We start from the raw sequence: 23008 nt of genomic DNA, 5'->3' as shown, positions 1-23008 counted from the left end.
TGCCCACCGGCGGCTGTAGACCGCGCTCATGAAGCTCGGCGGCGTACGGGAGAGCGACAACGTCCAAGATCGGCGCGGGAGCCCCGCCAAGAAGGGCGCCGTCGCGCTGTCGGGCACCACGGTGCTGATCGTGCTCGTGCTCGCCGTCGTCACCGGTAAGAACCCCCTGGAGCTACTGTCGAACGTGTCCGGCGAGGCGACGCCGACGACTCAGAGCGCTCCCGCGGATCCGAACGATCCCGAAGCGATCTTCGCCCGCAAGATCCTGGCCACCACCGAAGACGCCTGGGGCCAAGCGCTGCCCAAGCTCGGCAAGCCCTATCGCGCGCCCACCTTGGTGCTGTTCCGCGACGCAGTACAGAGCGCGTGTGGCTTTCAGAAGGCTGCCGTGGGTCCTTTCTATTGCCCCGGAGACAGCCAGGCCTACGTGGACTTGGACTTCTTGGACGCGCTGCAGAAGAAGCTCGGGGCCGAGGGGGACTTCGCCAAGGGCTATGTCATCGCTCACGAGATCGGCCACCACGTACAGAACCTGCTCGGCACCTCCAAGCGCGTGGCCGGCGGCGGCAAGGACGAAGGTCCGACAGGTAGCTCGGTGCGCCTGGAGCTCCAGGCGGACTGCTACGCGGGCGTGTGGGGTGCCTACGCAAAGGGCAAGGGCTTGCTGGAGGTGGGCGACGTGGAGGAGGCGTTGGGAGCCGCCGCCGCCATCGGCGACGACACCTTGCAGCGTCGCGCGCGCGGGCGCGTCAATCCCGAGAGCTTCTCCCACGGCACCAGCGCACAGCGCGTGCGCTGGTTCCAACGCGGCATGGAATCCGGCGATCCGACACGCTGCGACACCTTCGGAGCCGAGGAGCTGTAGGACGAGAGCATTCGTCGGGAGGGCGTCGTAGTTGGTGCTGCGCTTTGGTCTGGACCTCGAGTCCCTCAGGTCGTCGGGCAAGCTCCGAGCGTTGGTGAGCTGGGCCAAGGCTCACCGTTGAACGAACCCGGAGCTCTGCGATGCTCGAGGAGGTGGGGGTCCTCAACGGGCTCGCGGCGAGCCAACATCCAGAGGAACGGAGAACGTCCGCGTCAGCGCTTCGCGGCGCGGCCGCGGAGGCGCACCTTCGGCATTTTCTCGAAGCCGATGCGAGGGCGGAGGATGCTGAGCGCGATCTGATTCACGATCAGCACGACATTTCCCACGACGACCGCCCACGGCGTCCACGCCGGGCGATAGCACGCCGCCAGGAAGCACAAGGTGAAGCCTACGGCCGAGACGGTGCCCCAGGGGTCCATCAGCGTGGCCATGCCGCTCGTGAACATGGCGGACACCAGCAAGATGCCGATGACGACGACGCGCATCTCGAGCCCTAGCAGGCTGGCCCCGATGCACCAGACCATGCCGGCGATCAGACCGGCCAGCACCACGAACATGCTGTGCCGGTTCAGGCGACTGGCCAGGAGCTCCTTGGCGCGGGTCAGGACGACCGTCACGCCCACCACGGTGACGGTCGCAGTGAAGCCAACGAGCACGGCGACGGTCTTCGGTGGCCGGAACGCGACGACGCACCAGAACACGACCCAGATGAGCCCGAACAGCGCTCCCAACACGCCGCGGGCCTTGTAGCCAAAGCCGCGATCCAGATCCGTGACGATGCGGCGGAGTCGGCCTTCCTCGTTCGCGGCCAGCGTGCAGGCGGTCTCCACCCGCGCCACGAGCTCCTCCGAGAGCCCGGCGTGGGATTCGACCAAGCGCCGGGCGGCGAGCGGATCGTCGCCCGCCAGAGCGCGTTCGATACGAGCGACGGTGAGCTGGTCGAGGCCTCGGCTGGCGGCCTCGCAGTCTTTCCAGTCGTCGAGGGCAGCCCGGTAGGACAGCTCCGCCGAGACCACGGCGCGTTCCCACTCGCTATCGTCCCCGACCTGTTGCGCGCGCTCCGCGGCAGCTTGCTCCCGCTCGCCCCGCTCCACGAGACGGAGCGCCGAGCGGTGTTGTAGGAAGGTGGCGACGGCCAGCCGCAGCTCCTCGGGCCGCTGAGTCCGCTGCTTCGGATCCGGCTCGAGCGCCCGAGCGGCGATGCGGCGCAGCTCCGCCGGCACGTCGTCCGGCAACGGCGCCACGGTCGTTTCGCCGAGAACGCGCTCTTCCAGAGGAACGCCGGAGTGGGGCGGCCGCCCCGCGAGCACGTGATAGAGCGTCGCGCCGAGCAGGTAGGTGTCGGTCCACGGTCCTAGCGGCGCGGTGCGGCCGGGCAACTGCTCCGGTGCCATGTAGCCGGTAGTGCCCGCCAGCTCGAGCTCTTCCATCTCTTCGATCGGATCGTCGAGGTCTCGTGCGATGCCCCAATCGAGCAGATACACCTCACCGAACGAGCCCAACATGACGTTCGCGGGTTTCACGTCGCGGTGGATGACACCGCGGCTGTGGGCGAAGGAGAGAGCGCGGGTCACGGACATCAGCACGTCGAGGTTCCACTCCAACAGGTCGGTCGCGCCAAAGAGCATCTCCACGCGATCCTGGTCGCGCATCAGCTCGGTCCAGGTGTAGCCCTCGATCAGCTTGAGCACGACCTGTGGAACGTCGTCTTCCCCGCGGACGATGTCGTGAACCGGCACGATGTTCGGGTGCTCGAGACGCCCGGTGATGCGCGCCTCCCGAAGCAAGCGAGCGACGTCACCATCACTGCGCCGATCGCCGCGCAGCGTCTTGACCGCGACCGGGCGGTCCAGCTTGAGCTGACGCCCGATGCGGACGATGGCCATGCCGCCCTGTCCCAGGGTGGCGCCGACGTCGACGCCCTCCACGAATGCCGCCTCCGGTCGCGGTAACGCGTGGGAGACACGCGCCGTCTGCTCCCAGCCCTTGGCGTCCTGAGCGATGGCCAAGTCCGCGAGCTTGCGGCGCAGCGCGGGACGCTCGGTCAGCTCGGTTTCGAGCGTCCCTCGCTCCTCCGGAGCGAGGGTGCCCTGGAGCAGCTGCTTCAGGCGTTCGACCTCGTCGTCCACCGGGTGATTGTCGCTGAAAAATGCACGATGGTGTCGGTTGACCCGCATTCGGGCGTCCCATAGCGTCGACGACGTCTTCAACGCGAAGCAGAGAGTGCACCTCACCGCCAAAGACCTCCCGCGACTCGTGATCGGCGGACTGTTCTTCCTCCTGGGCCCCGGCGCGCTGGTCGGCTACGGGCTGTACCGTTGGACCAGCCCCGACACCATGACGGCGACGGCAACCGCGACCGTGGTGCGGCTGCATCACTACGAGGGTTCGAACCACACCCAATCCGAGTGTCCCGTCTATTCCTGGGATATCGACGGGCGCGGCGTGCAAGCCGAATCCAACTACTGCGACGCACCGGCGGCGGTTGGTGCGAAGGTCCAGATTCGCTACGATCCGAAGGACCCCAACGAAGTGGTTCCGGACGTCCCCGAGGCTCGACATCAGGAAGCCGTTCCGCTGTTCGCCGCGACGGGGCTGTGCACGCTGCTCGCGGCGTTCTTCTTGTGGCCCAAGAGGCGAAAGGGCGTGACGTGAGGTCCCGCGGCGGACCAACAACCTTCGCCAGCGAATGGAACCCGCGCAGCGCGTGGCGTGAGCCCCCCGAAGAAAGTCGCGACGCGATGTCGAATTCAGTAGACAGGATTTCGGGCGCGCAATGCCTCGCCACTGCGTCTCGCGTCACGATGCGCGCAGGGGCGCACGTCCGCGCGCGCTGAGGGCGTTTCGGTTCAGCTTCGATTTCTGAAGCATCCCGCGCTCTGAACGCGTGGTCGCGGCACTCGGCACAGAGGCCGAACGCTTGCCCTTGGACCAGCTGATCCGCGAGGCCCTGCGCAGACTCACCCCGCGCTGAGCTCGCCGGCCTTCACTGGCGAACGTCTTCCGCGCAGAGGGGACGCTTCGGCCTTTTGCCGCGCCGGACCAGAAAAACCATGACCCAGTCGAATGGCACGTCCCTCTGAGCCCTCCTCATCGCGCTCGGGTACCCACGAATGTGTGAGGAGAGCCCAAAAGAAATGCGGCCACCGAGGGGATCTCGATGGCCGCGGGGGTGAAAGGGCTCGCTCAGCTACCGGGCGAGAACATGATGGGATAGTTCACGGTGACGATGCCGTCTTTCGGCGCCGGGAAGCTGAGCCCGTAGTAGGCGCTGACCACGCAGCCGACCACGCCGCTGTCGGGCAAGTCGCTGCCGCCGTTGCTGGCCTGGGTGACGGCGCCATCGCGGTTGATGACGAAGCGTACGGCGACGCGACCGGCAAGGTTCGGGTTGCTCTTGAGGCCGTTCTCGTAGCACATGCGGAAGCGACCGAAGTTCTGCCGCACGATGCGCTGGATGACCTCGGCGGGCAGCGTGCCGCTGGTGACCTCGGTGTTGCCGAGGCGGACCTGCGGGGCCTTGGGCTTGTGGTCGCCGCCGGCCAGGCCGTTCGAGGAGCCGAAGCCGTGCTCGAGACCAGAGCACACCGCGGAGCCGCAAGTGCCGACCATGCCCATGCCGATGCCTTCGCCGCGGCCGCCGCCACCGAGACCGAGACCCGACAGGCCCAGGCCGCCGGTGCCGCCGCTCTCGCCGATGTCGTCACCCCACATGTTGCCGAGGGCGCTCATGTCGTCGGTGCCGGAGGAATCGGCGCGGCCCCACGGTACGGTGGGCGCGTTGGGATCGCCGGATGCCTGGTTCAGGATGCCGATCAGGCCGAAGTTCGAGGCTTCCCTCAGGGCGGCCTCGCGGGCCAGGTGCGGATCGGTGTTGTCCTTCGGACCCTTCACGCCGACACGCTTGTTCGTGTTGGCGGCGTTGACCTTGCCCATCTTGCCGCTCTCGCCCTTGGCGGCCTCGCCGACCTCACCCGTGCCCTTGTTGGCGTCGTCGGCAACGTCTTGCGTATCTTGCTGGGTGCGCTCGCGCTCGGCGGACGCCGACAGGTACTGCTGGATCGCCAAGATGCGATCCTGGTCCAAGCCCTCGTCGTCCGTCAGGCCCATGGGCGGCACGAAGAACGCCGCAGCGGCGACCATGGCGGCCGCCGCCAAGGTGGACAGACCGAAGTACAGCCCCGTGGAGCGGTCGTCGGTGGCGAAGAAGCTACGCTTGGCGCGCTTGCCGGCGGCCGTGGCGCCCACGCGACAGATCAGGTCGCCCATCGCGATCTCGAAGCTCGCGCCCTCGGGCAGCGGGTAGCTCTTGGCACCCACGAGCTCGGCCACGGGCGCCGCGCTGGTCTCGGGGATTGACGAACCGTTGATGGTCAACGTGGCGCCGGCGGGAACGACGACGCGCGGCTCGCCGGAGTCCATGACGACGAGAGGTGCGCGGGTCGCGCCCAGGCGCTCCGCCGGCATCTCGTAGTCGCCGGCTTCACCCAGGTGAAACGGACGCGGGGGAGAGAGGTGCTCGACGTGCAGCACGTTGTCGCCCCACAGCAACATCACCTCGATGGCAGTGGCGCCGATCTGTTCGACCTCGCTCGCGGCGACGGGAGGACCGTTCTGCACCATCGCGTAGGTCGACGGGCCCTCCAGCTCCGGCTCCACGGTGCGAGCGACGGGACGGAACGGGTTGGTCGCGGCGTTGGGAACGAAAAAGGGACTATCGAGATGGAGCTGGGCCATGACGGTTCTCTCCTGGCAGATGCCGGGTTGGGGGTGGTGCACGCCCGGGTGACAAGAGCGCTGGCCCGCGTGTCGGGCCCCGCTGCGCTCGCGGCGTGTCGTTCGGTTTCGCTGTGAATTGACACGAGGGCGGGGCCCGAAGTTTCCAAAAAGATCGAGAAGCCCGAAAAACTGGCACGAATTTGCGGGTCTACTGCTGCGGCTGGGACGGAAGATTCCACCGGTTGCATGGAGGGGCGTGGTGGGAAACGCTTCCGGCCCACACCTCCACCCACACCGCCAAGGGGAGCACCGTGAAGACCACGCTCCGCGCACTCACAGGCCTCGGACTGCTCGCCGGGCTGACGCTGTCGACCAACGCTTCCGCGCAAGCCCGCACCGAGATCGCACACGCTCTGGGATCGATCACCACTGCGACCTCCGCACGTTCTGCGTTGAGCGCGCGCTTCGTGGATGCGAGCACGGCAACTTTGGTTCCGACTCCCGTGATGCAGACTGCGGACGGACGCAGCGTGTATCGCTTCCAGCAGCGCCACGCCGGCATCCCGGTCATGGGGCGCGGCGCCAGCGTCGTCTCGGGAAGTCGATCCTTCGCGGCCGTGAGCCTGGTGCGTGACTTTCCTTCGGACACCACGCCGCTCGTGAGCGCGGCGCAAGCAGCGAGCAAGGTGTCCGGCTTCACGGCCAAGGATGCCCGTCTGGTGTGGCTGCCCACGGGGTCGACGGCGCGCCTGGTGTGGGGCCTGTACCGCGGCAACGTAGCGAACTTGCCGTCAGCGCCCGTGGTGATGGTGGACGCGCGAACCGGCAAGGTGGCGATGATGTACGACGCGGTGGTGTTCGACCGCGAGGCTACCGTCCACGCGCAGAACCCGGTGACCACGCCGCAGACCGAAATGGTGCAGCTGGTGGATCTTCCTCAAGGAGCGACCACCCTGACGGGGCCCCGCATCACGGTGCAGAACTGCATCGACAAGCACACCCTGTCCGGTGGTCAGTTCTCCATCCACGCCTGCGAGATGGAGCAGCACGCCGTTGCGAATGCCCAGGGAGACTTCCCCTACACGTACACCGGCGACACGCTGAAAGAGGACGAATACGCGGAAGTCAGCATGTTCTACCACCTGACGGTGGTGTACGACTTCTTCGAGCAACTGGGCATGCCCCAGCTGGATGCCGTGCCGATCCCAGCGATCGTGAACCTACGGATGCCCGCCGGGTACTCCAGCGGCAACTACAAGAAGATGAAGGACACGACTCTGGATCTGGAGCCGTACGACAACGCCTTCTTCACGCCGGAGAATCCCTTCGGTGGTGGCTTTGGCCCGGACGGGCAAGGGCTGTGGTTCGGCCAGGGCACCTTCGCCGATTTTTCCTACGATGGCGATGTGGTCTACCACGAGTTCGGCCACGCGATGGCCAACCGCACCATCGACTTCGTGAGCCACTGGCACCTCGATCAGTGGGGCTCGTCGGTCTCGCCCGGCGCCATGAACGAGGGCCTGGCGGACTACTTCTCGAGTGCCATCACCGGCGACCCGAACGTGGGCGAGTACGCGGCGAAGAACGTGTCCGCCGGCTACGGCGGGGTGATCCGCACCTTGGACAACAAGGCGACGTGCCCCGAGTCTCTCACCGGCGAGGTGCACGAGGACTCCAACTTCTTCTCGGGCGGGCTATGGTCCGTGCGCAAGTCGCTTCCAGAGACGGATCGCAACACCTTCGACGCGGCGGTGCTGGCAGCGCTGATGGCGGCGCCCAGCGGCGACGTGGGCTACGACGACTTGGGTGAGCTGATCGCCTCCAGCGTGGACTCCTCCCCGCTGGGCACCACGGTGGGCAAGGCGTTGCGGGACGAGCTCCAGAGCCGCGGCGTGCTGCCCACCACCAAGCGCGTGCTCGAGTACGAAGGCAAGCCGATCAACGCCAACAGCTACGTGGTGGGCAACGCCTTCATGGCTCCCGGGCGCTTCGCCGCGCCGGTGGCCCCGTCCGCGGACTACGTCCCGGGCCTGATCCAGATCCACGACACACTGGAAGAGGGCGCCAAGACGCTGAAGGTGGTGTGGGCGCACCAGGAGCGGCAGCAGAACATCTACGGCGGGCAGGGCGACCCTTACGACCCTGCGCTGCTCGTGCGCTTCGACGCCGACCCGATCCAGTTTTCGTACTCGCCGTCCCCCGTCAGCAACGCCGGCGATCCGGTGGAGGTCGAGAAGCTCGCGGACACCTACCGCGCGGAGATCCCGATCCCCGAGGGCGCGACGGACGTGTACGTGATGATCGTGAATCGCGGCGACCGGGACGCGATGTACCGCGCCGTGAGCCTTGACGCGCCCGCGCCGAAGCCTCCGCCCATTGGGACCGGCGGCTTCGGCGGTAGCGGCGGGCTGGGCGGCGCGGCGGGCAGCGGCGGCGCCCAAGCAACGACCGACGAGGACCTGGCGCCGGCTGGTGGCTGCGCGTGCAGCGCGCCCGCGGCGCCGGCGGGCGGCTTCGGCGCGCTGTCGGTGGCAGGGCTCGCGCTGGCGTGGCTCTCGCGTCGACGAGCTAGAGTCTGTTGACAGTTTCTGGATGGGATTGGTGCTGAAATCCTGCCTGCGGACGCCGGGGCTCGTGAGCTCGCGGTTCGTCAGCGCCGTGAGGATGTGATCCCGCCACGCGCCGTCGATGTACAGGTAGTCCCGGGCGTAGCCTTCCACCACGAAGCCCAAGCTCCTGAGCAGCCTCCCCGACCGCTCGTTGGTGGGGACGTAGTTGGCACCGATGCGATGGAGGTTCAGCCGCGAGAAAGCGTGCGGGATCGCGGCTCGTAGGGCCTCTTTCATCAGACCCCGACCCTGGTGCCGGTGGTCGATGGAGTAGCCGAGGAAACACGCCTGCAGCGGGCCGCGCACTATTTCGCTGAAGTTGGCCGTCCCGATGACGGTCCCCGCGGGGTCCCCTCGCAACAGAATGCTGAGCCGCATGGAGCGATCCGCGACGTACTCGGAGCGGTTTTCCGCCAGGCGCCAGCGCCAGAACTCCTCGCTGTAGAAGCCCGGCGGATTGGGAGGCGACCAGTGCGCGAGATGCTCACGGTTGTTCGCGAAGTACGAGAGCTGGCGCTTGGCCGCCTCGGGCCCAGGCATGGTCAGCACCAGCCGTTCGCTCTCGATCGTCACCGGAGAGCTGTCGGGCTCGGGCATCACACGTCAGCATACAGCTTTTTTTGGCGGCTCGGGTCCCGTACACTTTCGCTCCTTCATGCCCATTTCCGCCGACGTCCGAGAGCTGTGTCGCACGGCCCTGGATCGCGCGAAGCGCCACCCCGACGTGACCCACGCCGAAGTGCGCTACCACCGCGATCGGAGTGAACGCCTACGGGTCCGGGACGGCGCGCCGGATGGCATCGGCGAGCACCAGAGCGCGGGCTTCGCGGTGCGCGTGATCGCACGCGGAGCCTGGGGTTTCGCTTGCACCGCGATACCCGCGGCCAAGGCCATGACCCAGATGGTGGACGACGCCGTGGCCATTGCGCTGGCGAGCTCCCGGTTGATCCGAGCGCCGGTGGTGCTCGCTCCCATCGAGCCCCAGGTGGGCCACTACGAAACCCCGGTGGCCGTCGATCCCTTCGGTGTGTCCCTGGAGCAAAAGCTCGAGGACCTTTCCGTACCAGAAGCGGAGCTCCGACGCGGCGGCCCGCCAATTCGAAGCGCCGAAGCGTGGATGAGCTGGACCGAGATCGACAAGCTGTTGCTCACCCTGGAGGGGACCGACGTCGAGCAACACCTGGTGTACGGCGACATCGGCATGCTCGCCGTCGCGGTGGCGGACGACGGTCGCTCTCAGCGTCGCTCTTTCCCCGGTACCCCAGGCACCAACGGCCAACAGGCGGGCTACGAGGCCATCGCCGAAGCCGGGCTCACTCAGGCGGCCCCGCGCATTCGTCGAGAAGCCATCGAGTTGCTCTCGGCGCCGCAGTGCCCCGAGGGCAAGCGAGACGTGATCCTCGCGTCGAACCAGCTGGCGCTCCAGGTCCACGAGTCCTGTGGTCACCCCACGGAGCTGGACCGCGCGTTGGGCGCGGAGATCTCCCTGGCGGGCGGTTCGTTCCTGCAACCCGAGCAGCTCGGCAAGCTGCGCTACGGTTCGGACATCGTCACCCTCACCGCAGATTCGGTCGCGCCCCGCGGGCTCGGCACCTTCGGCTGGGACGACGAGGGCACGCCCGCCAAGAAGTCGCCCCTGATTCAGGACGGCATCTTCGTCGACTACCTGTCCTCCCGCGAGACCGCCGCGGCGCTCGGCCGCGCGAGCACGGGCACGGTGCGCGCGGACGGCTTCAATCGCGTCCCGATGATCCGCATGATCAACGTCTCGCTGGAGCCGCGCTCCGGTTCCCTCGAAGATCTGATCCTGGACACGCGCGACGGCATCCTGTTCGACACCAACCAGAGCTGGAGCATCGACGACCTGCGCCTCAACTTTCAGTTTTCCTGCGAGCTCGCTTGGGAAATCAAGAACGGGAAGCGCGTGCGGCTCTTGAGAGACGCCCGCTACACCGGAGTGACCCCAGAGCTGTGGCGGAGCTGTGATGCCATCTGCGGGCCGGAGGAGACACGCATCTGGGGCCTGGCCAACTGCGGCAAGGGCGATCCAATCCAGGCCATGCAGGTCGCGCATGGCGCGCCGCCGGCGCGCTTCCGCAACACGGAGGTCGGACACTCGTGACCCCGACGGAGCTCCTGGATCTGCTCACCGCCGCCCTCCACAGAGCGGGAGAGGCCGAGGCCGAGGCGACGGGGCGGTTCGCCCGCCGCGGCTTCGCGCGGTTCTACGTCGGGGACCTGGGCCAGCACATGCAGCTCGAAGAGCCCCACGCGACGGTACGCGTGGCGAAGGGCAAGCGCGTGGCCGAGGTGTCCACCAGCTCGCTCGACGAAGCCGGCCTGGTGGAGGCGATCCAGACCGCCGCGCGCATGGCGCCGTCCCTTCCGGAAGACGACTCCTTTCCCGGCTTCGCCCCCAACGAAGGCACGGTCACGGTGCTGCCCGCGCGCTACTCGGACAGCACGGCCCGGGCAACTCCGGAAGAACGCGTCGCGCGGCTCGCGCCGGTGCTGGACTCGATTGCCAAGGCAGGCCTTCATGCCACCGGGGTGCTCGACACCACCACGAGCATGGACGCGGTGGCGAACACGCGGGGCGTGGCGCGCTCGTACCGAGCGACGCTCGCGCACTTCAAGGTCTGGGCGCTCGAGAGTGCCGGCGCCGGCGGCGCCGCCGGCCATGGCCAGTCGGCGCACCGGGATCTGGACGCGCTGGCTCTCCAGGCCGAAACGGAGCGCGCCATCGCGGACGCTTTGCGCGGCAAGAATCCGGTGCCCATCGAGCCGGGGAGCTACGACGTGGTGCTGGAGCCGGAGGCCGTGGCGGAGCTCTTGGAGTGGCTCGCCGTCATCGGTTTCGGCGCCCAAGAAGTGCACCAAGGCTCGAGCCCGCTGTCGGGACGCCTGGGCGAGCGCATCACCGGACCGTTGCTCACGGTGACGGAAGATCCCCTCGGCGAGCTTTCCCTCGCGCCACCCTTCGATCGCGAGGGGGTGCTCCGACGGCGCGTGGAGCTCCTGGACGGCGGCATCGCCAAGGGGTTCGTCAGCGACCGCACCTGGGCTGAGCGCATGGGAACGACGTCCACGGGCAACGCGGCGGCGCCGTCTCGTTTCGGAGGGAGCTCCCCTGCCCCTTCGGCATTGGTCGTGGCGGGTGGCGGTGAACCGAGCACCGAAGCGCTCATTCAGGGCATGGAGCGTGGGCTGTACGTGCGGCGCCTACATTACGTGAATGGGATGCTGGAGCCTCGTCGCGCCGTGATGACCGGACTGACCCGCGACGGTACCTTCCTGGTGGAAGGCGGCAAGGTCACCACGCCGGTCGTCACCCTGCGTTTCACGGACAGCATTCTCGAGGCCTTCGCCCGCTGTGACGGAATGACGCAGGAGCGAAAACTGCTGCCGAACTGGTGGTCCGAGAGCGGTTCCGTCGCCGCACCTGCGGTGCGCATTCGAGGCCTGCGTTTCACGGGTAGCTCGAAGCGCGCCGACTGAGGGCTTGCCCTCGTGGTATCCTGGCGGTTCGTTTCGGGGGATTTCGACCATGAGCGGCAAGCGCATTCGCTGGACCTACTCGGAGGAGGAGTTGAGCTCCCGCCGCCCCGGGGACCCGCGCGCGCGGAGCACCCGCTTGATCACGGCGGAAGACCTGGACATCGCGATGCAACCCATCGTGGACCTGCGAAGCGGGCGCCTGTTCGCCGTGGAGGCGCTGACCCGCTGCAAGTGGCCGGAGTATGCGGATCCGTCGAAGTTGTTCGAACGCGCCGTGGAAGAGCGCGCGTGTGGGCGGCTCGGACGACCCATCCGAGAAGTCGCCATCGCCCGCGCCCTGGGGACGCGGTTGTTCCTGAACATCCACCCCGAAGAGCTCAGCTCACGATGGCTCGTGCGCCCGGACGACCCGGTGAACTTCCACGAGGGTGAGCTGTATCTGGAGATCACGGAATCTGCTGCGTTTCAGTACTTCGACTTGTGCAAGAGCGTGCTCAAGGAAGTGTGCAATCGCACCGGCGCGCACCTGGTGGTGGACGACTTGGGCTCGGGGCACAGCAACCTGAAGCGCGTGTTGGACTTGGAGCCCGCGGTCATCAAGCTCGATCGCGAGCTCGTTCGCGAGCTGCACCAGTACCACCGCCAGCAGGTGCTGGTACGCTCGGTGGTGAAGCTGTGCCACGACCTCGGGGCCCGAGTCGTGGCGGAGGGAATCGAAACGGTGGACGAGCTTTCCGCCGTGCGAGACTCCGGCGCGGACTTCGGTCAAGGCTACCTGCTCGCACGGCCCGGCTACCCACCGCCGGACATCTACTGGCCCTTCTGACGCGTCACCAGCGCGCCATTCCACCACTCGAAGTCCCGCCCCAGGGGGTCGTCGGCGGGGAAGAACACCAGATAGCTCATGGCGTCGTAGGCGAGGAAGCTCGGCCTGCCCGCCAGCCCGTGCCCTATCTGATGCAGGGTGCGCCAGGTGCCGGTGTTGAAGTACACGGCGGGAGCGCCGTCGCGATTGCCGAGCGGCAGCATGGACGCGAAGTGCGAGTGGCCGTTCACCACGAAGCGAGCCTGCTTGCGCGCCTCGAGCTCCGCCACGGCACGTTGGGCCATGCGGCCATCGAAGGCGTGTTGGAACAGCTTGTACAGCTTGGTCAGCCGCTGATCATGGGTGTGTGCCATGAGGCGCCCGGTGGACAGCTCCAGCATCAGCTTGAGCTTCTTGCCGGTATCCAGACCCAGCGCCCGGTGCTGGTCCCGCATCCAGCGGCGTACGAAGGGATTGTCCAGGAACTCGCCGACGAGCTCCCGCCAGGTCCGTCCGACGGGTCCCAACAGCTCGCGCTGACGAATGCCGATCTCCCGCACCCAGGCCGGCACGGCGTAGATGGGACGCACGTCGTCGATGTCCTCGAGCTCTTCGTGACGCTGCCCGATCATCGTCTGAACGGATCTGGGAAACCTGACGATGAGCTCGGAGGCGAGGGCGTCCCCGATGGTACCGCCGCCGTCCGGATCGTCGTTGATGGGATCGCCCGCGTGACCGTGGTACGCGAGCACGCCGTGATCGGGAAACGACAGCTCACGCGGGAGCTCCACGTCGACGCACTTCCCGGTGAGGGCTTTCCAGATCGCCCGCCGGGCCTTGGGTGCGTAGGCCAGCAGCCGATCGTGGTTTCCGAGGGCGTAGTGCACCTCGAGCTCGCCGCTCTCCACACGCGTTCGAATGGCCTCGAAGAACAGCCGTTCGCGCTCGATGATACCGTCCACGATGCGCTCCACCACCGCGACGGTGTCCGGGTTGGGATCGTGATACGGCCGATGCGGCGTCTCGTGCCAGGTGGGCGAGCGGACGATGTCGAACAGGTCCCCCACGAACGCCAGACGTGCGGGACGCTGACCCCGCGCGGCCTGTATGCGTATCCAGAAGCGCTCGAAGGCGTCGACCTTCGGCACCGCCGAACCGTGCAGCGCATCGGTCAGATGGATGTCGCTCACGAAGATACACAGCGGCCGTTCGCTCCCCATGGGCGCCATTGTCGCACGAGGACGGCATGACGCGGGGCGACGTGTGGATGCTGGAGGTGCGTGTGGCGCCGAACCAGGCCGAGCGCGTGGCCGCGGCGCTGTTCTCCGCGGCGGCCGGCGGACTCGAGGAGCGGGACGGCGCTCTGGTGGCCTACGCCGAGAGCCGCCGTGCTCTGGCACCGCTGGTGGCGGCGGTGCAGCAATGCGGCCTCGAGCCCGAGCTGAGCCGGCTTTCCGCCAGCGAGTGGCAGACGCCGTGGACGGAATACCTCGAGCCGGTGCGGGTCGCCGAGGGCTTCGTGCTGGCACCGACCGGGCACGACGCGAGCCCCACCGAAGGCGCGCGCGTGCTCTGGTTCGAGCCGGATCTGGTGTTCGGGGTCGGCAGCCACGCCACGACGCGATTGGCAGCCACGGCGGTGGAGCGTTACGTGCGCGCCCACCCGGGAACGGCGGTATTGGACGTAGGGACCGGCACCGGCGTGTTGGCGATGATCGCCGCAGCCTGTGGCGCCCGTCGCTGCCTGGGCATCGACGTGGATCGACGTGCCGTCGACAACGCTCGCGCCAACGCGCGCTTGAACGGCTTGGCGTGTCGCTTCTCCGCGCGACCACTGGCGGCTGTGAAGCAGCGACACGATCTGGTCGTCGCCAACGTGGAGGCCCCAGCGCTGTTCGATCTCACCCCCGACCTGGTCCGCGTCACCGGCGACACCCTGCTGGTCACGGGCGTGCTGGAGGAGCGGCGCAGCGAGCTCGCCGCGCTGCTTTCGGACCTCTCGATTTGCGGGGAATCCACCAGCGACGGCTGGGTTCTGCTGGAAGCTCGACGCACCCGGGCCGGCCCCACGGCCAAGATGGACTGACCGGGGTTTTCAGGCTAGGAAGGCGACCCAATCGAGGGCCATGAGCGACGGCGAGAAAGACGAGTCCACTCGGGACTCGGGCGCCCCTGAGGACGCGCCGGAGAAGCAGGACGAGGCCCCGGTCTCCGAGCAGGACGAGGCTCCCGTCTCCGAGCACGGCGACGAGCAAGACGAGGCGCAGGAGCACGGCGAGCAGGAGGAGGCGCCGGCGCAGGAGCCCGCTGCCGCAGCGCCGGCGTCCAAGAAGGAGCAAGAAGAGGAAGTCATCCCGCCGGGCAATCCCCTTCACCCGGTGCGCGGCACCCTCATCGCTGTGCTGGGCGCGGCGATCCCGTTCCTGCTGATGACGACGGATCGCCACTTTGGATTCAGTGTTCCGGTGGGGCTGCTCGGCTGCTTGGTCGCGGTCATCGGCATTTTCGATCTGCTCGGAACCTTCGACGATCCCGTCGTCCGGGTGGTGGAGACAGTGAGCGGGAGTGCCGTCGGCGGTCGCTTGATCGAGCTCGCCGCTGCCGGCTCGGCTCTGTTCCTGTTCCTGCGCTTGGCCGTGGCGGGGACCTTGCCGTTTCCGCGGCTGACCGGCGCCCTGCTGATCACGGCGGCCTTCATATGGTGTGTGGTCGCTATGTATCGAGTGGGTGAAGCCCTCGGTCCCTGGAAGACCGACGAGACGGGCCAGGTGCGGAGCCTGCTCCACCGTCACGGGTTCTGGCTGGTGGTCATCACCGCCCTCATCTACCTGCCGCTCTTGGGGGCCTACTCCCTGAGTGATCCCTGGGAGACCCACTACGGCGAGGTTTCTCGCGAGATGCTCGCGAGAGACGACTGGATCTCCCTGTGGTGGGCTCAAGATGGCTGGTTCTGGTCCAAGCCGGTCTTCGACTTCTGGATCCAGGCGCTGTTCTTCTCGGCGTTGGGCGTGGGTTTCATGCCCGACAAGATGCTCATCGGCGCCTCCCAGGGACGCGTTCCCGAGCCGGAGTGGGCCGCGCGCATGCCGGTGTTCCTGCTCACGGTGGTGGGCGGCTACCTGCTGTACAAGGGCGTGGCCAAGGTCTACGGGCGGCGCGCGGGCCTCTTGAGTGGCCTGGTGCTGGTCACCATGCCCTATTGGTTCCTGATCGGGCACCAAACGATGACCGACATGCCCTATGTCGGGCCGCTGACGGCGGCCATGGGGCTCTTGCTCCTCGGTCTGTTCACGGATCCCGAAGAGCGCGTGAAGGTGTACGAGGTGAAGCTCGGGAAGCGCGCGCTGCGCATCTCCGGCTACCACTTGGTGTTCGCCCTGGTGGCCCTGTGCGTGCTGCCGCAAGTCCTGTACCTGGCCTCGCGCAACCTGACGCTACAGCTCGACGCCACGCCCCACGGCTTCCGGCCGCACCTGGACGACTTCTTCTCGGGTTCCGGTGGCGGCAACTGCGGATTGCCGGGTAACGAGCCCTGCCGCAAGGCACTGCCCGTCAACCGCGACTTCCAGCCCTGGATGGCGTCGCTGGTGTGGGGCGGGATTGGCGCGTTCCTGCTGTGGATCAACCGCGGCGAGCGGCGCAAGGCGCGGCTGTACTTCATCGCCGCGTGGTTGATGGTGGCGCTCAGCGCGTTGGGTAAGGGCGCTCCGGGCCTGGTGCTGCCCATCTTCATCGCGGGCATGTACATCGCCGCCACCAAGCGCTGGAAAGACCTCACGCGCATGGAGCTGCTCGGCCTCGGGTTGCTCGTGTGCTGCGTCACGCTCCCTTGGTACGTGCAGATGTTCATGCGCCACGGCCAGCCGTTCACGGATCGGCTGCTGTTCCACGACATGTACAAGCGCGCGTTCGTCCACGTGCACGACACCAACGTGGGAGACGACGTCAGCTTCCGCTACTACATCTGGCAGCTGGGCTACGGCCTATTCCCCTGGACCGGTCTCTCCGCCGGCGCCCTGGTGTGGTGGGCGCGGCGCCGCAACGACGTATCCGATCCCCGCGGCGACGCGGGCGCGTTCTTCGCGCTGTGGTTCATCAGCGCGTTCAGCATGTTCACGATCACGCTGACCAAGTTCCACCACTACATCTTCCCGGTGGTCCCGCCCACGGCGGCGTTGGTCGGTGTGCTCGTCGATCATTGCCTCGATCGCGCGGAGCTCCCGGAGCGAAAGCGCCTGATCCCCTACGTGAGCGGCATGCTCGGCTCCGCTACGCTGCTGGTCTACGGCGCGTTCCGTCTGTTCCCGGGATCGATCGTCGGGCGCACGCTCGAAGACCACAAAGCTCCGGCCGCCACGCCGTGGCTCGCCATCACCTCGCTGTGCTTGGGACTGGCCCTCGCGGTTGCCGTGATGGCCATCTACGGACGCAAGGGTGGTGAGCTGGACCAGTCGCGCCGCTTCGACAGCGCAATCCTCGGCGCGTTGGGGCTCGCGTCAGCGGCGGTGGTACTGCTCGCCGGCCGCGACATGTTCGTCACCTCTACGGGAGACATCGACGGCCAGGCGAGGCTGATGCATTTGTTCACCTACAACTACCGCCGTCCGTGGCCCCAGTCCTTGGACTTCAAGGGCATCCTCACGGGCTTCACGGTAGTGGCCAGCGGGGTGAGCGCCCTGTTCATTTTCCGCAGGATCCGTACCCACGCGGCGGCGCTGTTCTTGGCCGTGAGCGTGATGTGGGCGGCCTGGGGCGTGAACGTGTACCTGTTCCGCGCAGCGCCCCACTGGGGTCAGCGTGAAACGGTAATGGCCTACTACAAGGACCGGCCGGGGCCAGAGGCACCGTTGGTCGCCTACCAGATGAACTGGAAGGGCGAGAACTTCTACACTGGCAATCACGTGCCGGCCTTCGTTGCTTCCGGTCAAAAGTTCAAAGATTGGGTCGCGGCGGAGCGCGCCAAGGGCGTCACCACCATGTACTTCACGACCGAGCACGGACGCATCGGGTCGCTCAAGAGCGAGCTCGGCAATCCCAAAGACTTCACGAAGATCACGAACGAAGAGCTGAACAACAAGTTCTTCATCGCGCGAGTGCGTTTCTAGAGGCGCAGGCATTTCCCTCGGCGGTGGCGGCGGCGCATGTACTGCGCCTGCTCAGCGACATGTGCGCGAGGTTTGTCCGATCGACGGACGGAGCGGCCATTCGTCCCGCGGGCACGCAGCTTGCCTCGCTTTGCATCGTGCTTGCGGACGATCGCTCCCAAAACGAGACACAGCCAGCTCCCCCTACGGAAGGATCGAGCGGGCGCGTGGCGGGCAGCGCGTTCGTCGGACGAGTCTTGAAAGACACCTACGAGGTGGTCCGACTCATCGCGGAGGGGGGCATGGGAGCGGTCTACGAAGGCGCTCACGTGCGGCTCCACCGCCGTGTCGCCATCAAGGTGCTGCTCGGGCGGCTCTGCAAGCAGCCCGAAGCCGTCGCGCGCTTCCAGCGTGAAGCGGAGATCGTCGGGCTCCTCGGCCATCCTCACATCGTTCAGGTGTTCGACGTCGACGTGACGCCCACGGGCGAGCCGTACCTGGTGATGGAGTTCCTAGAAGGCGAGACCCTGGCAGATCGCCTGGATCGCGAGTCCCACCTGTCCGTCGTAGAGGCGCTGGCGCTGACCGGACAGATCGCCTCCGCCCTGGCGTCCACCCACGCTCGCGGCGTCGTCCATCGCGACTTGAAGCCGGACAACGTGTTCTTGGTTCAGGTCAATGGGGAGCGCGACTTCGTCAAGGTGCTCGATTTCGGCGTCAGCAAGATGGCCGATTCCCGCTCGCGCATCACCGACGAGCACACGGCCGTGGGCACGCCGGAGTACATGGCGCCGGAGCAAGCCCGCGGCCGCCAGCTGATTGATCATCGAGTGGACCAGTTCGCTCTCGCGGTGATGACCTACGAGCTGCTCTCGGGGCGGCTTCCCTTCGAGGGAGAGGATCCCGCTTCCGTGCTCTACCAGGTGGTGCACGAAGAACCGCTACGCTTATCGGAGGTCGCGCCCTGGGTTCCTGATGCGCTCGACGCGGTCATCGCCCGCGCCATGAGCAAGGACCCCAGCGAGCGTTACCCGAGTGTCTCGCAGTTCGCTTGGGCGCTCGAGAACGCCGCGCGCTCTGCCGGCGTGTCGCGGACGGAGCCCGTGATCCCGGGCTCCAAGCTTTCCAAGGGCAGCTATCGAATGACCACCCCGCCGGACGGCCACGCGGTGGAGTACGCGTCGTCGCCGGTCGCGTCACTCACGCCTCTCCCGGAGCCGCCGGACTCCTCCGTGGAGCGCGCCGAGCATCTGCTCCACGACGCCCAGGCGGCCCACGCGGAAGGCGCCCTGGACGACGCTGTCTACTACGCCGAGCGCCTGCTGGAGCTGGCCGTTTCTGGTAAGGATTCGGGGATTTACAAGCTCATGGGCATCGCGTTCCCGATTCTGGATCGCATCTTCGAAGCGCGCGTGGGTGGCCATGATCGTTTGTTGGTCGTTACGCCGCGGGGACAGGATCCCCGACCGTTGAACCTCTCCCCCCGCGCGGCCGCGCTCTTGGCACTGGTCGACGGAGGCGCCACGGTGGACGACGTGATCGACGCCAGCGGCTATCCGCGGCGCGACGTCGTTCGCATGCTCGCCGGCCTGCTCCGGCGCGGCGCCCTGGAAGCTCACTGATCACTTTCGGCGCTTGAGCACGCGACCAATCGTGTTGCGCCCAACGTCGAGTCTGCGGGCCGCCTCGGTCTTGTTGCCGTCCACGGCCTTCACGGTTGCGTCCACGTAGCGTCGCGACGCCTCGTCGAGGGGCAGACCCAAGGGCAGCCACACACCGTCACCCCGCGCGGAAGCGACGGCGCCGGAGCTCGACGCGGGCAGCGCGTCTTCCGTCACGTGGCCGTCGGGGGAAAGCACGACGGCGCTCTCCACCCAGTGCTCGAGCTCCCGGACGTTGCCAGGCCAGCGGTGTGCGCGCAAGCGCGTGAGCACCTCGGGCGACAGCTCCAGCGAGGGCCGACCGTAGCGCTCGGCGTAGGTGGCAGCAAAGTGCCGCGCCAGGATCTCGATCTCTTCCGGCCCGCGGTCGCGCAGCGGCGGCACGGAAACCTCCACCACGCGCACGCGATAATAGAGATCCTCGCGAAACTTCCCCTCCGCCACCAGCTGGCGGAGGTCGCGGTGGGTAGCGCAGATGATCCGCGCGTCGGAAGCGAGGGTCTCGCGGCCGCCCACCCGCTCGAAGCTCTTGTCCTGCAGGAAGCGCAGCAGCTTGCCCTGCATTTCCTGGGGTAGCTCGCCGATTTCGTCGACGAACAGAGTGCCCTCGTGGGCCATCTCCACCTTGCCACGCACGCGGCGCTCTGCGCCGGTGAAGGCGCCGCGCTCGTGACCGAACAGCTCGCTCTCCACCAGCTGAGCGGGCAGCGTGGTGCAGTCCACCGTCACGAACGGACCGCCTTGGCGCGGCGAGTTCACGTGAATGGCCCGGGCGAAGAGCCCTTTGCCCGTACCCGTCTCGCCGCACAAGAGCACGTTGGCATCGGTCTCTGCCGCGAGGCCGATGCGCTCGTACACCTTCTTCATCGCATCGCTGCGACCAATGATGCGATTGAACGGCCCGCGCAGGGTGACGCCCGGCTCGCTGGCGTCTTGGGCCCGCAACGTGGTCAGCGCCAGCGCACGGCCCAGCTGTGTAGCCAGTGCCTCCAAGTAGCGCTCGTCCTCGCCGTCGAAGGGCCCGCCACGCTTGTTCAGCAATTGCACCACGCCGCGTACCGGCGCTCGCGCATGCTCGCGAATCGGCACCACCAGCATGGACCTGGTGGTGTACCCCGTGGCTCGGTCCGCACTGGGGTCGAAGCGTTCGTCGCTGGCCGCGTCGTCCACGCGCACGGTCTCGCCGCTGCGCGCCACGTACCCCGCGATACCGCGCTCCACGGGCTGCCGCAGGGCAGGCACCTCGGGCAACAAGGCAACGCGCGTCACCAGGTCCCCCTGCTCGGCGTCCACCAGCCAGATGCTCGCGCGATCGGCCGAGAGCGCCTCGCTCAGGCGCTCGCACGCGGACGCCAACAGCGCGTCCAGATCGACTTCTCGCGCCAGCAGCGCGGAAAGATCGACGAGCAGGGACAGGCGTGACATGGCGAGCGGCACGGACCGCGCGACGAGCATAGGCTGCATCGCCGTCCGACGTCACGCCGCCTGCGCGCGTCGCCCCACGTCGATCACCATGCCTTCCCGCGCGGCCACCGAGCCCGCGAACTGGCTCTGAGCCTTCGCTTCCAGCTCTGCCACGGCGGCGTCGGTGCGCTTGGGATCATGGTGGAACAGCACGAGCTGCCGCACACCGGCGGCGCGGGCCAGGGCTGCGCCCTCTTCGTAGGTGGAGTGCCCCCAGCCCACCTTCGAAGGCCCGGTCTCGCCGCGATACTCCGCCGGCGTGTACTGCGAATCGTAGATCAGGACGTCCGCGCCCTGCGCCAAGCGCTCCAGCGCCGGATCCACGCAGGAGTAGTGCTCCGTGTCCGTGGCGTACACCACGCTCTTGCCGTCGTAGTCGATGCGATAGGCGAGGGAGCCGCCGGGGTGGTTGCCCTTCGCGACACGGATCCGCACGTCGTCCAGCAAGAGCTCCGCGCCCGGCACGACCTCGCGCGTGTCCAGACGACACGGCACCTCGTCGAGGCGCACCGGAAACACGGGGCTCGTCATCTGGTGCTCCAGCACGTCGTGCACGCTCACCCGCTCCGGCGTGGGACCGATCACGGTCAGCTCCGTGGACGGCACGTACAGCGGAACGAAGAACGGCAGCCCCTGGATGTGATCCCAGTGGTGATGGCTCAATAGCAGCGTCGCCCGCACCGGGCCTTCGGCGAGCAGGGACTCACCCAAGCGGCGAATGCCGGTCCCCGCGTCCAAGAGCACGCGCTGAGCACCACAGCGCACTTCCACCGAGCTGGTGTTGCCGCCCACGGCCGCTGTGTCGGGACCGGGCGAAGCGATGCTTCCGCGAACGCCCCAAAAACAAATGCTGAATGCCATCTGAGCTCTCCTTTTGGACGAGCTCCATTGCGAAGGGCGTGCCGTCGAGAAATCCCTCGAAAACTCCGAACGCTGCGCCGTGCTGGCGCGCCCTCAGGGGGCACCGCTCCAGGTTGGTGCGCTCAGCGCCCTTCGCCCATGCCGTGCTTGCGCATGAGCTTCTGCATCATCTGCCGAGAGACCTCCGCCAGCGCCGCGGCGCGGGTGACGTTGCCGTCGCTGCGCCCGAGCACCTGCTCCAGGTACTCCCGCTCGAAATCGTCCCCGGCTTGACGCCGCGCCACTCGCAGCGGAACCACGCGGTCCCCGACCACCCAGCTCGGCGCCGGCCGCCCGACGCTCGAGTGCTCCATCACCCCGCCCTGAATCGGCCGCTCCGGCGTGATGGTCAGGCGCTGCACGGCGTTGCGGAGCTCGCGCACGTTGCCCGGCCAGCGGTGGGCTCGGAACATCTCCCAAACGCTGGGCGGCACGTCCGACAGCTGCTTTGGCGGGCGCTCGAGGGACAGAAAGTGCTCGACCAACTGGTCGAGGTCTTCCATGCGGTCCCGGAGGGGCGGCACCACCAGGTGGGTTTCCGCCAGCCGGAAGAACAGATCTTGGCGGAAGTTGCCGCGCTGGATCTCCGAACGCAGGTTGCGATTGGTCGCCGCGATGATGCGCACGTCCACGGAGATGGGCGCCCGACCGCCAATGCGACGGATCTCACGTTTCTCGAGCACGCGCAGCAGCTTCGGCTGGAGCTCGAGGGGCAGCTCACCGATCTCGTCCAAGAACAACGTGCCACGGTCCGCCTGCTCGAACACGCCCACGTGTTGGCTCTGCGCTCCGGTGAAGGCGCCGCGCTCGTGACCGAAGAGCTCGCTCTCGATCACGGTGGGGGCGACGGCTCCGCAGTCGAACACCACGAAGGGGCCGCTGGCCCGAGGCGACTCGGCGTGCACCGCCTCGGCAATCAGGTCCTTGCCGGTGCCGGTTTCTCCCTCCAAGAGCAGGGTGACGTCCGTGGGTGCGATGCGGTCCAGATCCGCGAACATCTCGCGCATGCGCGGCGACTGCCCCAGCACGTCGCCGAAGCGATCCACCGAGACCTGCATGCGGCCCACGGTTTCCTGGAGCCAGTTGACGGCGATCCAAGTCTCGCCGAGCGCCACCTGCACGTCCCCCGGGACGAAAGCGTCGCGAATGCGGACGCCACCGAGCATGATGCCGTTCGTCGACGCCACGTCCCGCAGCCGCATGCCGAGGGGCGTCGGCTCGAACTCGGCATGGCGTCGCGAGACGGTGTCGTCCGTCAGCACCAGATCGTTCTCGGGAGCGGTCCCGATGTGGATGGGCAGCCCCGCCGTTTCGAAGGAGAGCCCCACGTCCGGCCCACGGGTCACCGTCACGCGAACCTTCGCGTAGCGAACCACGGTCGGCAGAGGCCTGGCGCGCGTCGG

General features: G+C 67.6%; 15 protein-coding genes. 8 read left to right on the top strand and 7 right to left on the bottom strand.

The annotated features are described in order from the left end of the window. The first annotated feature begins 28 nt into the window (after positions 1–28). A complete protein-coding gene (locus H6717_30440) occupies positions 29–865 on the top strand; it encodes a zinc metallopeptidase (protein ID MCB9581389.1) in 837 nt (278 codons plus the stop codon). A 212-nt stretch (positions 866–1077) separates the two neighbouring features. Here the strand turns inward: H6717_30440 and H6717_30435 are convergent, their stop codons facing one another. Next, positions 1078–3042 carry a protein kinase gene (locus tag H6717_30435; GenBank protein MCB9581388.1) on the bottom strand — a complete coding sequence of 655 codons (1965 nt, stop codon included), beginning with the start codon at positions 3040–3042 and terminating at the stop codon, positions 1078–1080. On the opposite strand from H6717_30435, the gene H6717_30430 reads away from it, so the two are divergent. Beyond that, positions 3032–3520, top strand: coding sequence for a DUF3592 domain-containing protein (locus H6717_30430; GenBank protein ID MCB9581387.1), 489 nt, complete (start codon positions 3032–3034; stop codon positions 3518–3520). The genes H6717_30435 and H6717_30430 overlap by 11 nt on opposite strands. Before the next feature lie 531 nt (positions 3521–4051). On the opposite strand, the gene H6717_30425 is transcribed toward H6717_30430, so the two are convergent. Together H6717_30425 and H6717_30420 are read right to left on the bottom strand one after the other, a co-directional pair. Then, the gene (locus H6717_30425; protein MCB9581386.1) at positions 4052–5602 is read right to left on the bottom strand and encodes an AgmX/PglI C-terminal domain-containing protein; all 1551 of its coding nucleotides are present in this window, start codon (positions 5600–5602) and stop codon (positions 4052–4054) included. 1676 nt (positions 5603–7278) lie between these two features. After that, on the bottom strand, positions 7279–8790 hold the full coding sequence (locus H6717_30420; protein ID MCB9581385.1) for a GNAT family N-acetyltransferase: 1512 nt from the start codon (positions 8788–8790) through the stop codon (positions 7279–7281). A gap of 58 nt (positions 8791–8848) precedes the next feature. Between H6717_30420 and H6717_30415 the strand changes: the two genes are divergently transcribed. Genes H6717_30415 through H6717_30405 form a run of 3 tightly spaced genes read left to right on the top strand, consistent with a single transcriptional unit; the run spans position 8849 to position 12517 of the window. Next, positions 8849–10315: a TldD/PmbA family protein gene (locus H6717_30415; protein ID MCB9581384.1), complete on the top strand. Its 1467-nt coding sequence runs from the start codon at positions 8849–8851 to the stop codon at positions 10313–10315. Beyond that, a complete protein-coding gene (locus H6717_30410) occupies positions 10312–11691 on the top strand; it encodes a TldD/PmbA family protein (protein MCB9581383.1) in 1380 nt (459 codons plus the stop codon). The genes H6717_30415 and H6717_30410 overlap by 4 nt, the downstream gene beginning before the upstream one ends. Before the next feature lie 49 nt (positions 11692–11740). Beyond that, positions 11741–12517, top strand: a complete 777-nt coding sequence (locus tag H6717_30405; protein ID MCB9581382.1) for an EAL domain-containing protein — start codon at positions 11741–11743, stop codon at positions 12515–12517. Here H6717_30405 and H6717_30400 read toward each other — a convergent pair. Continuing rightward, positions 12502–13716, bottom strand: a complete 1215-nt coding sequence (locus tag H6717_30400) for a hypothetical protein (GenBank protein MCB9581381.1) — start codon at positions 13714–13716, stop codon at positions 12502–12504. The genes H6717_30405 and H6717_30400 overlap by 16 nt on opposite strands. A gap of 26 nt (positions 13717–13742) precedes the next feature. On the opposite strand from H6717_30400, the gene H6717_30395 reads away from it, so the two are divergent. From H6717_30395 to H6717_30385, 3 genes are all read left to right on the top strand, one after another. Then, positions 13743–14582, top strand: coding sequence for a 50S ribosomal protein L11 methyltransferase (locus tag H6717_30395; GenBank protein MCB9581380.1), 840 nt, complete (start codon positions 13743–13745; stop codon positions 14580–14582). Positions 14583–14622: 40 nt separating this feature from the next. Next, entirely contained in the window at positions 14623–17601 is a 2979-nt protein-coding gene (locus H6717_30390) for a glycosyltransferase family 39 protein (protein ID MCB9581379.1), read from the top strand. A gap of 206 nt (positions 17602–17807) precedes the next feature. After that, positions 17808–19202, top strand: a complete 1395-nt coding sequence (locus H6717_30385) for a serine/threonine protein kinase (GenBank protein MCB9581378.1) — start codon at positions 17808–17810, stop codon at positions 19200–19202. Here the strand turns inward: H6717_30385 and H6717_30380 are convergent, their stop codons facing one another. From H6717_30380 to H6717_30370, 3 genes are all read right to left on the bottom strand, one after another. Further along, positions 19203–20666: a sigma-54-dependent Fis family transcriptional regulator gene (locus H6717_30380; GenBank protein MCB9581377.1), complete on the bottom strand. Its 1464-nt coding sequence runs from the start codon at positions 20664–20666 to the stop codon at positions 19203–19205. Between the two features lie 51 nt (positions 20667–20717). Continuing rightward, a complete protein-coding gene (locus H6717_30375; protein MCB9581376.1) occupies positions 20718–21566 on the bottom strand; it encodes an MBL fold metallo-hydrolase in 849 nt (282 codons plus the stop codon). Positions 21567–21688: 122 nt separating this feature from the next. Beyond that, complete coding sequence (locus H6717_30370; protein ID MCB9581375.1) at positions 21689–22981, bottom strand: sigma 54-dependent Fis family transcriptional regulator; 1293 nt, start codon at positions 22979–22981, stop codon at positions 21689–21691. Positions 22982–23008: the final 27 nt, after the last annotated feature.

The organism is Polyangiaceae bacterium, from assembly GCA_020633235.1.
Taxonomy (GTDB): domain Bacteria; phylum Myxococcota_A; class Polyangia; order Polyangiales; family Polyangiaceae; genus JACKEA01.
Note: the sequence above shows the minus strand (reverse complement) of the source record. Positions and strands in the feature narration are given on the sequence as shown.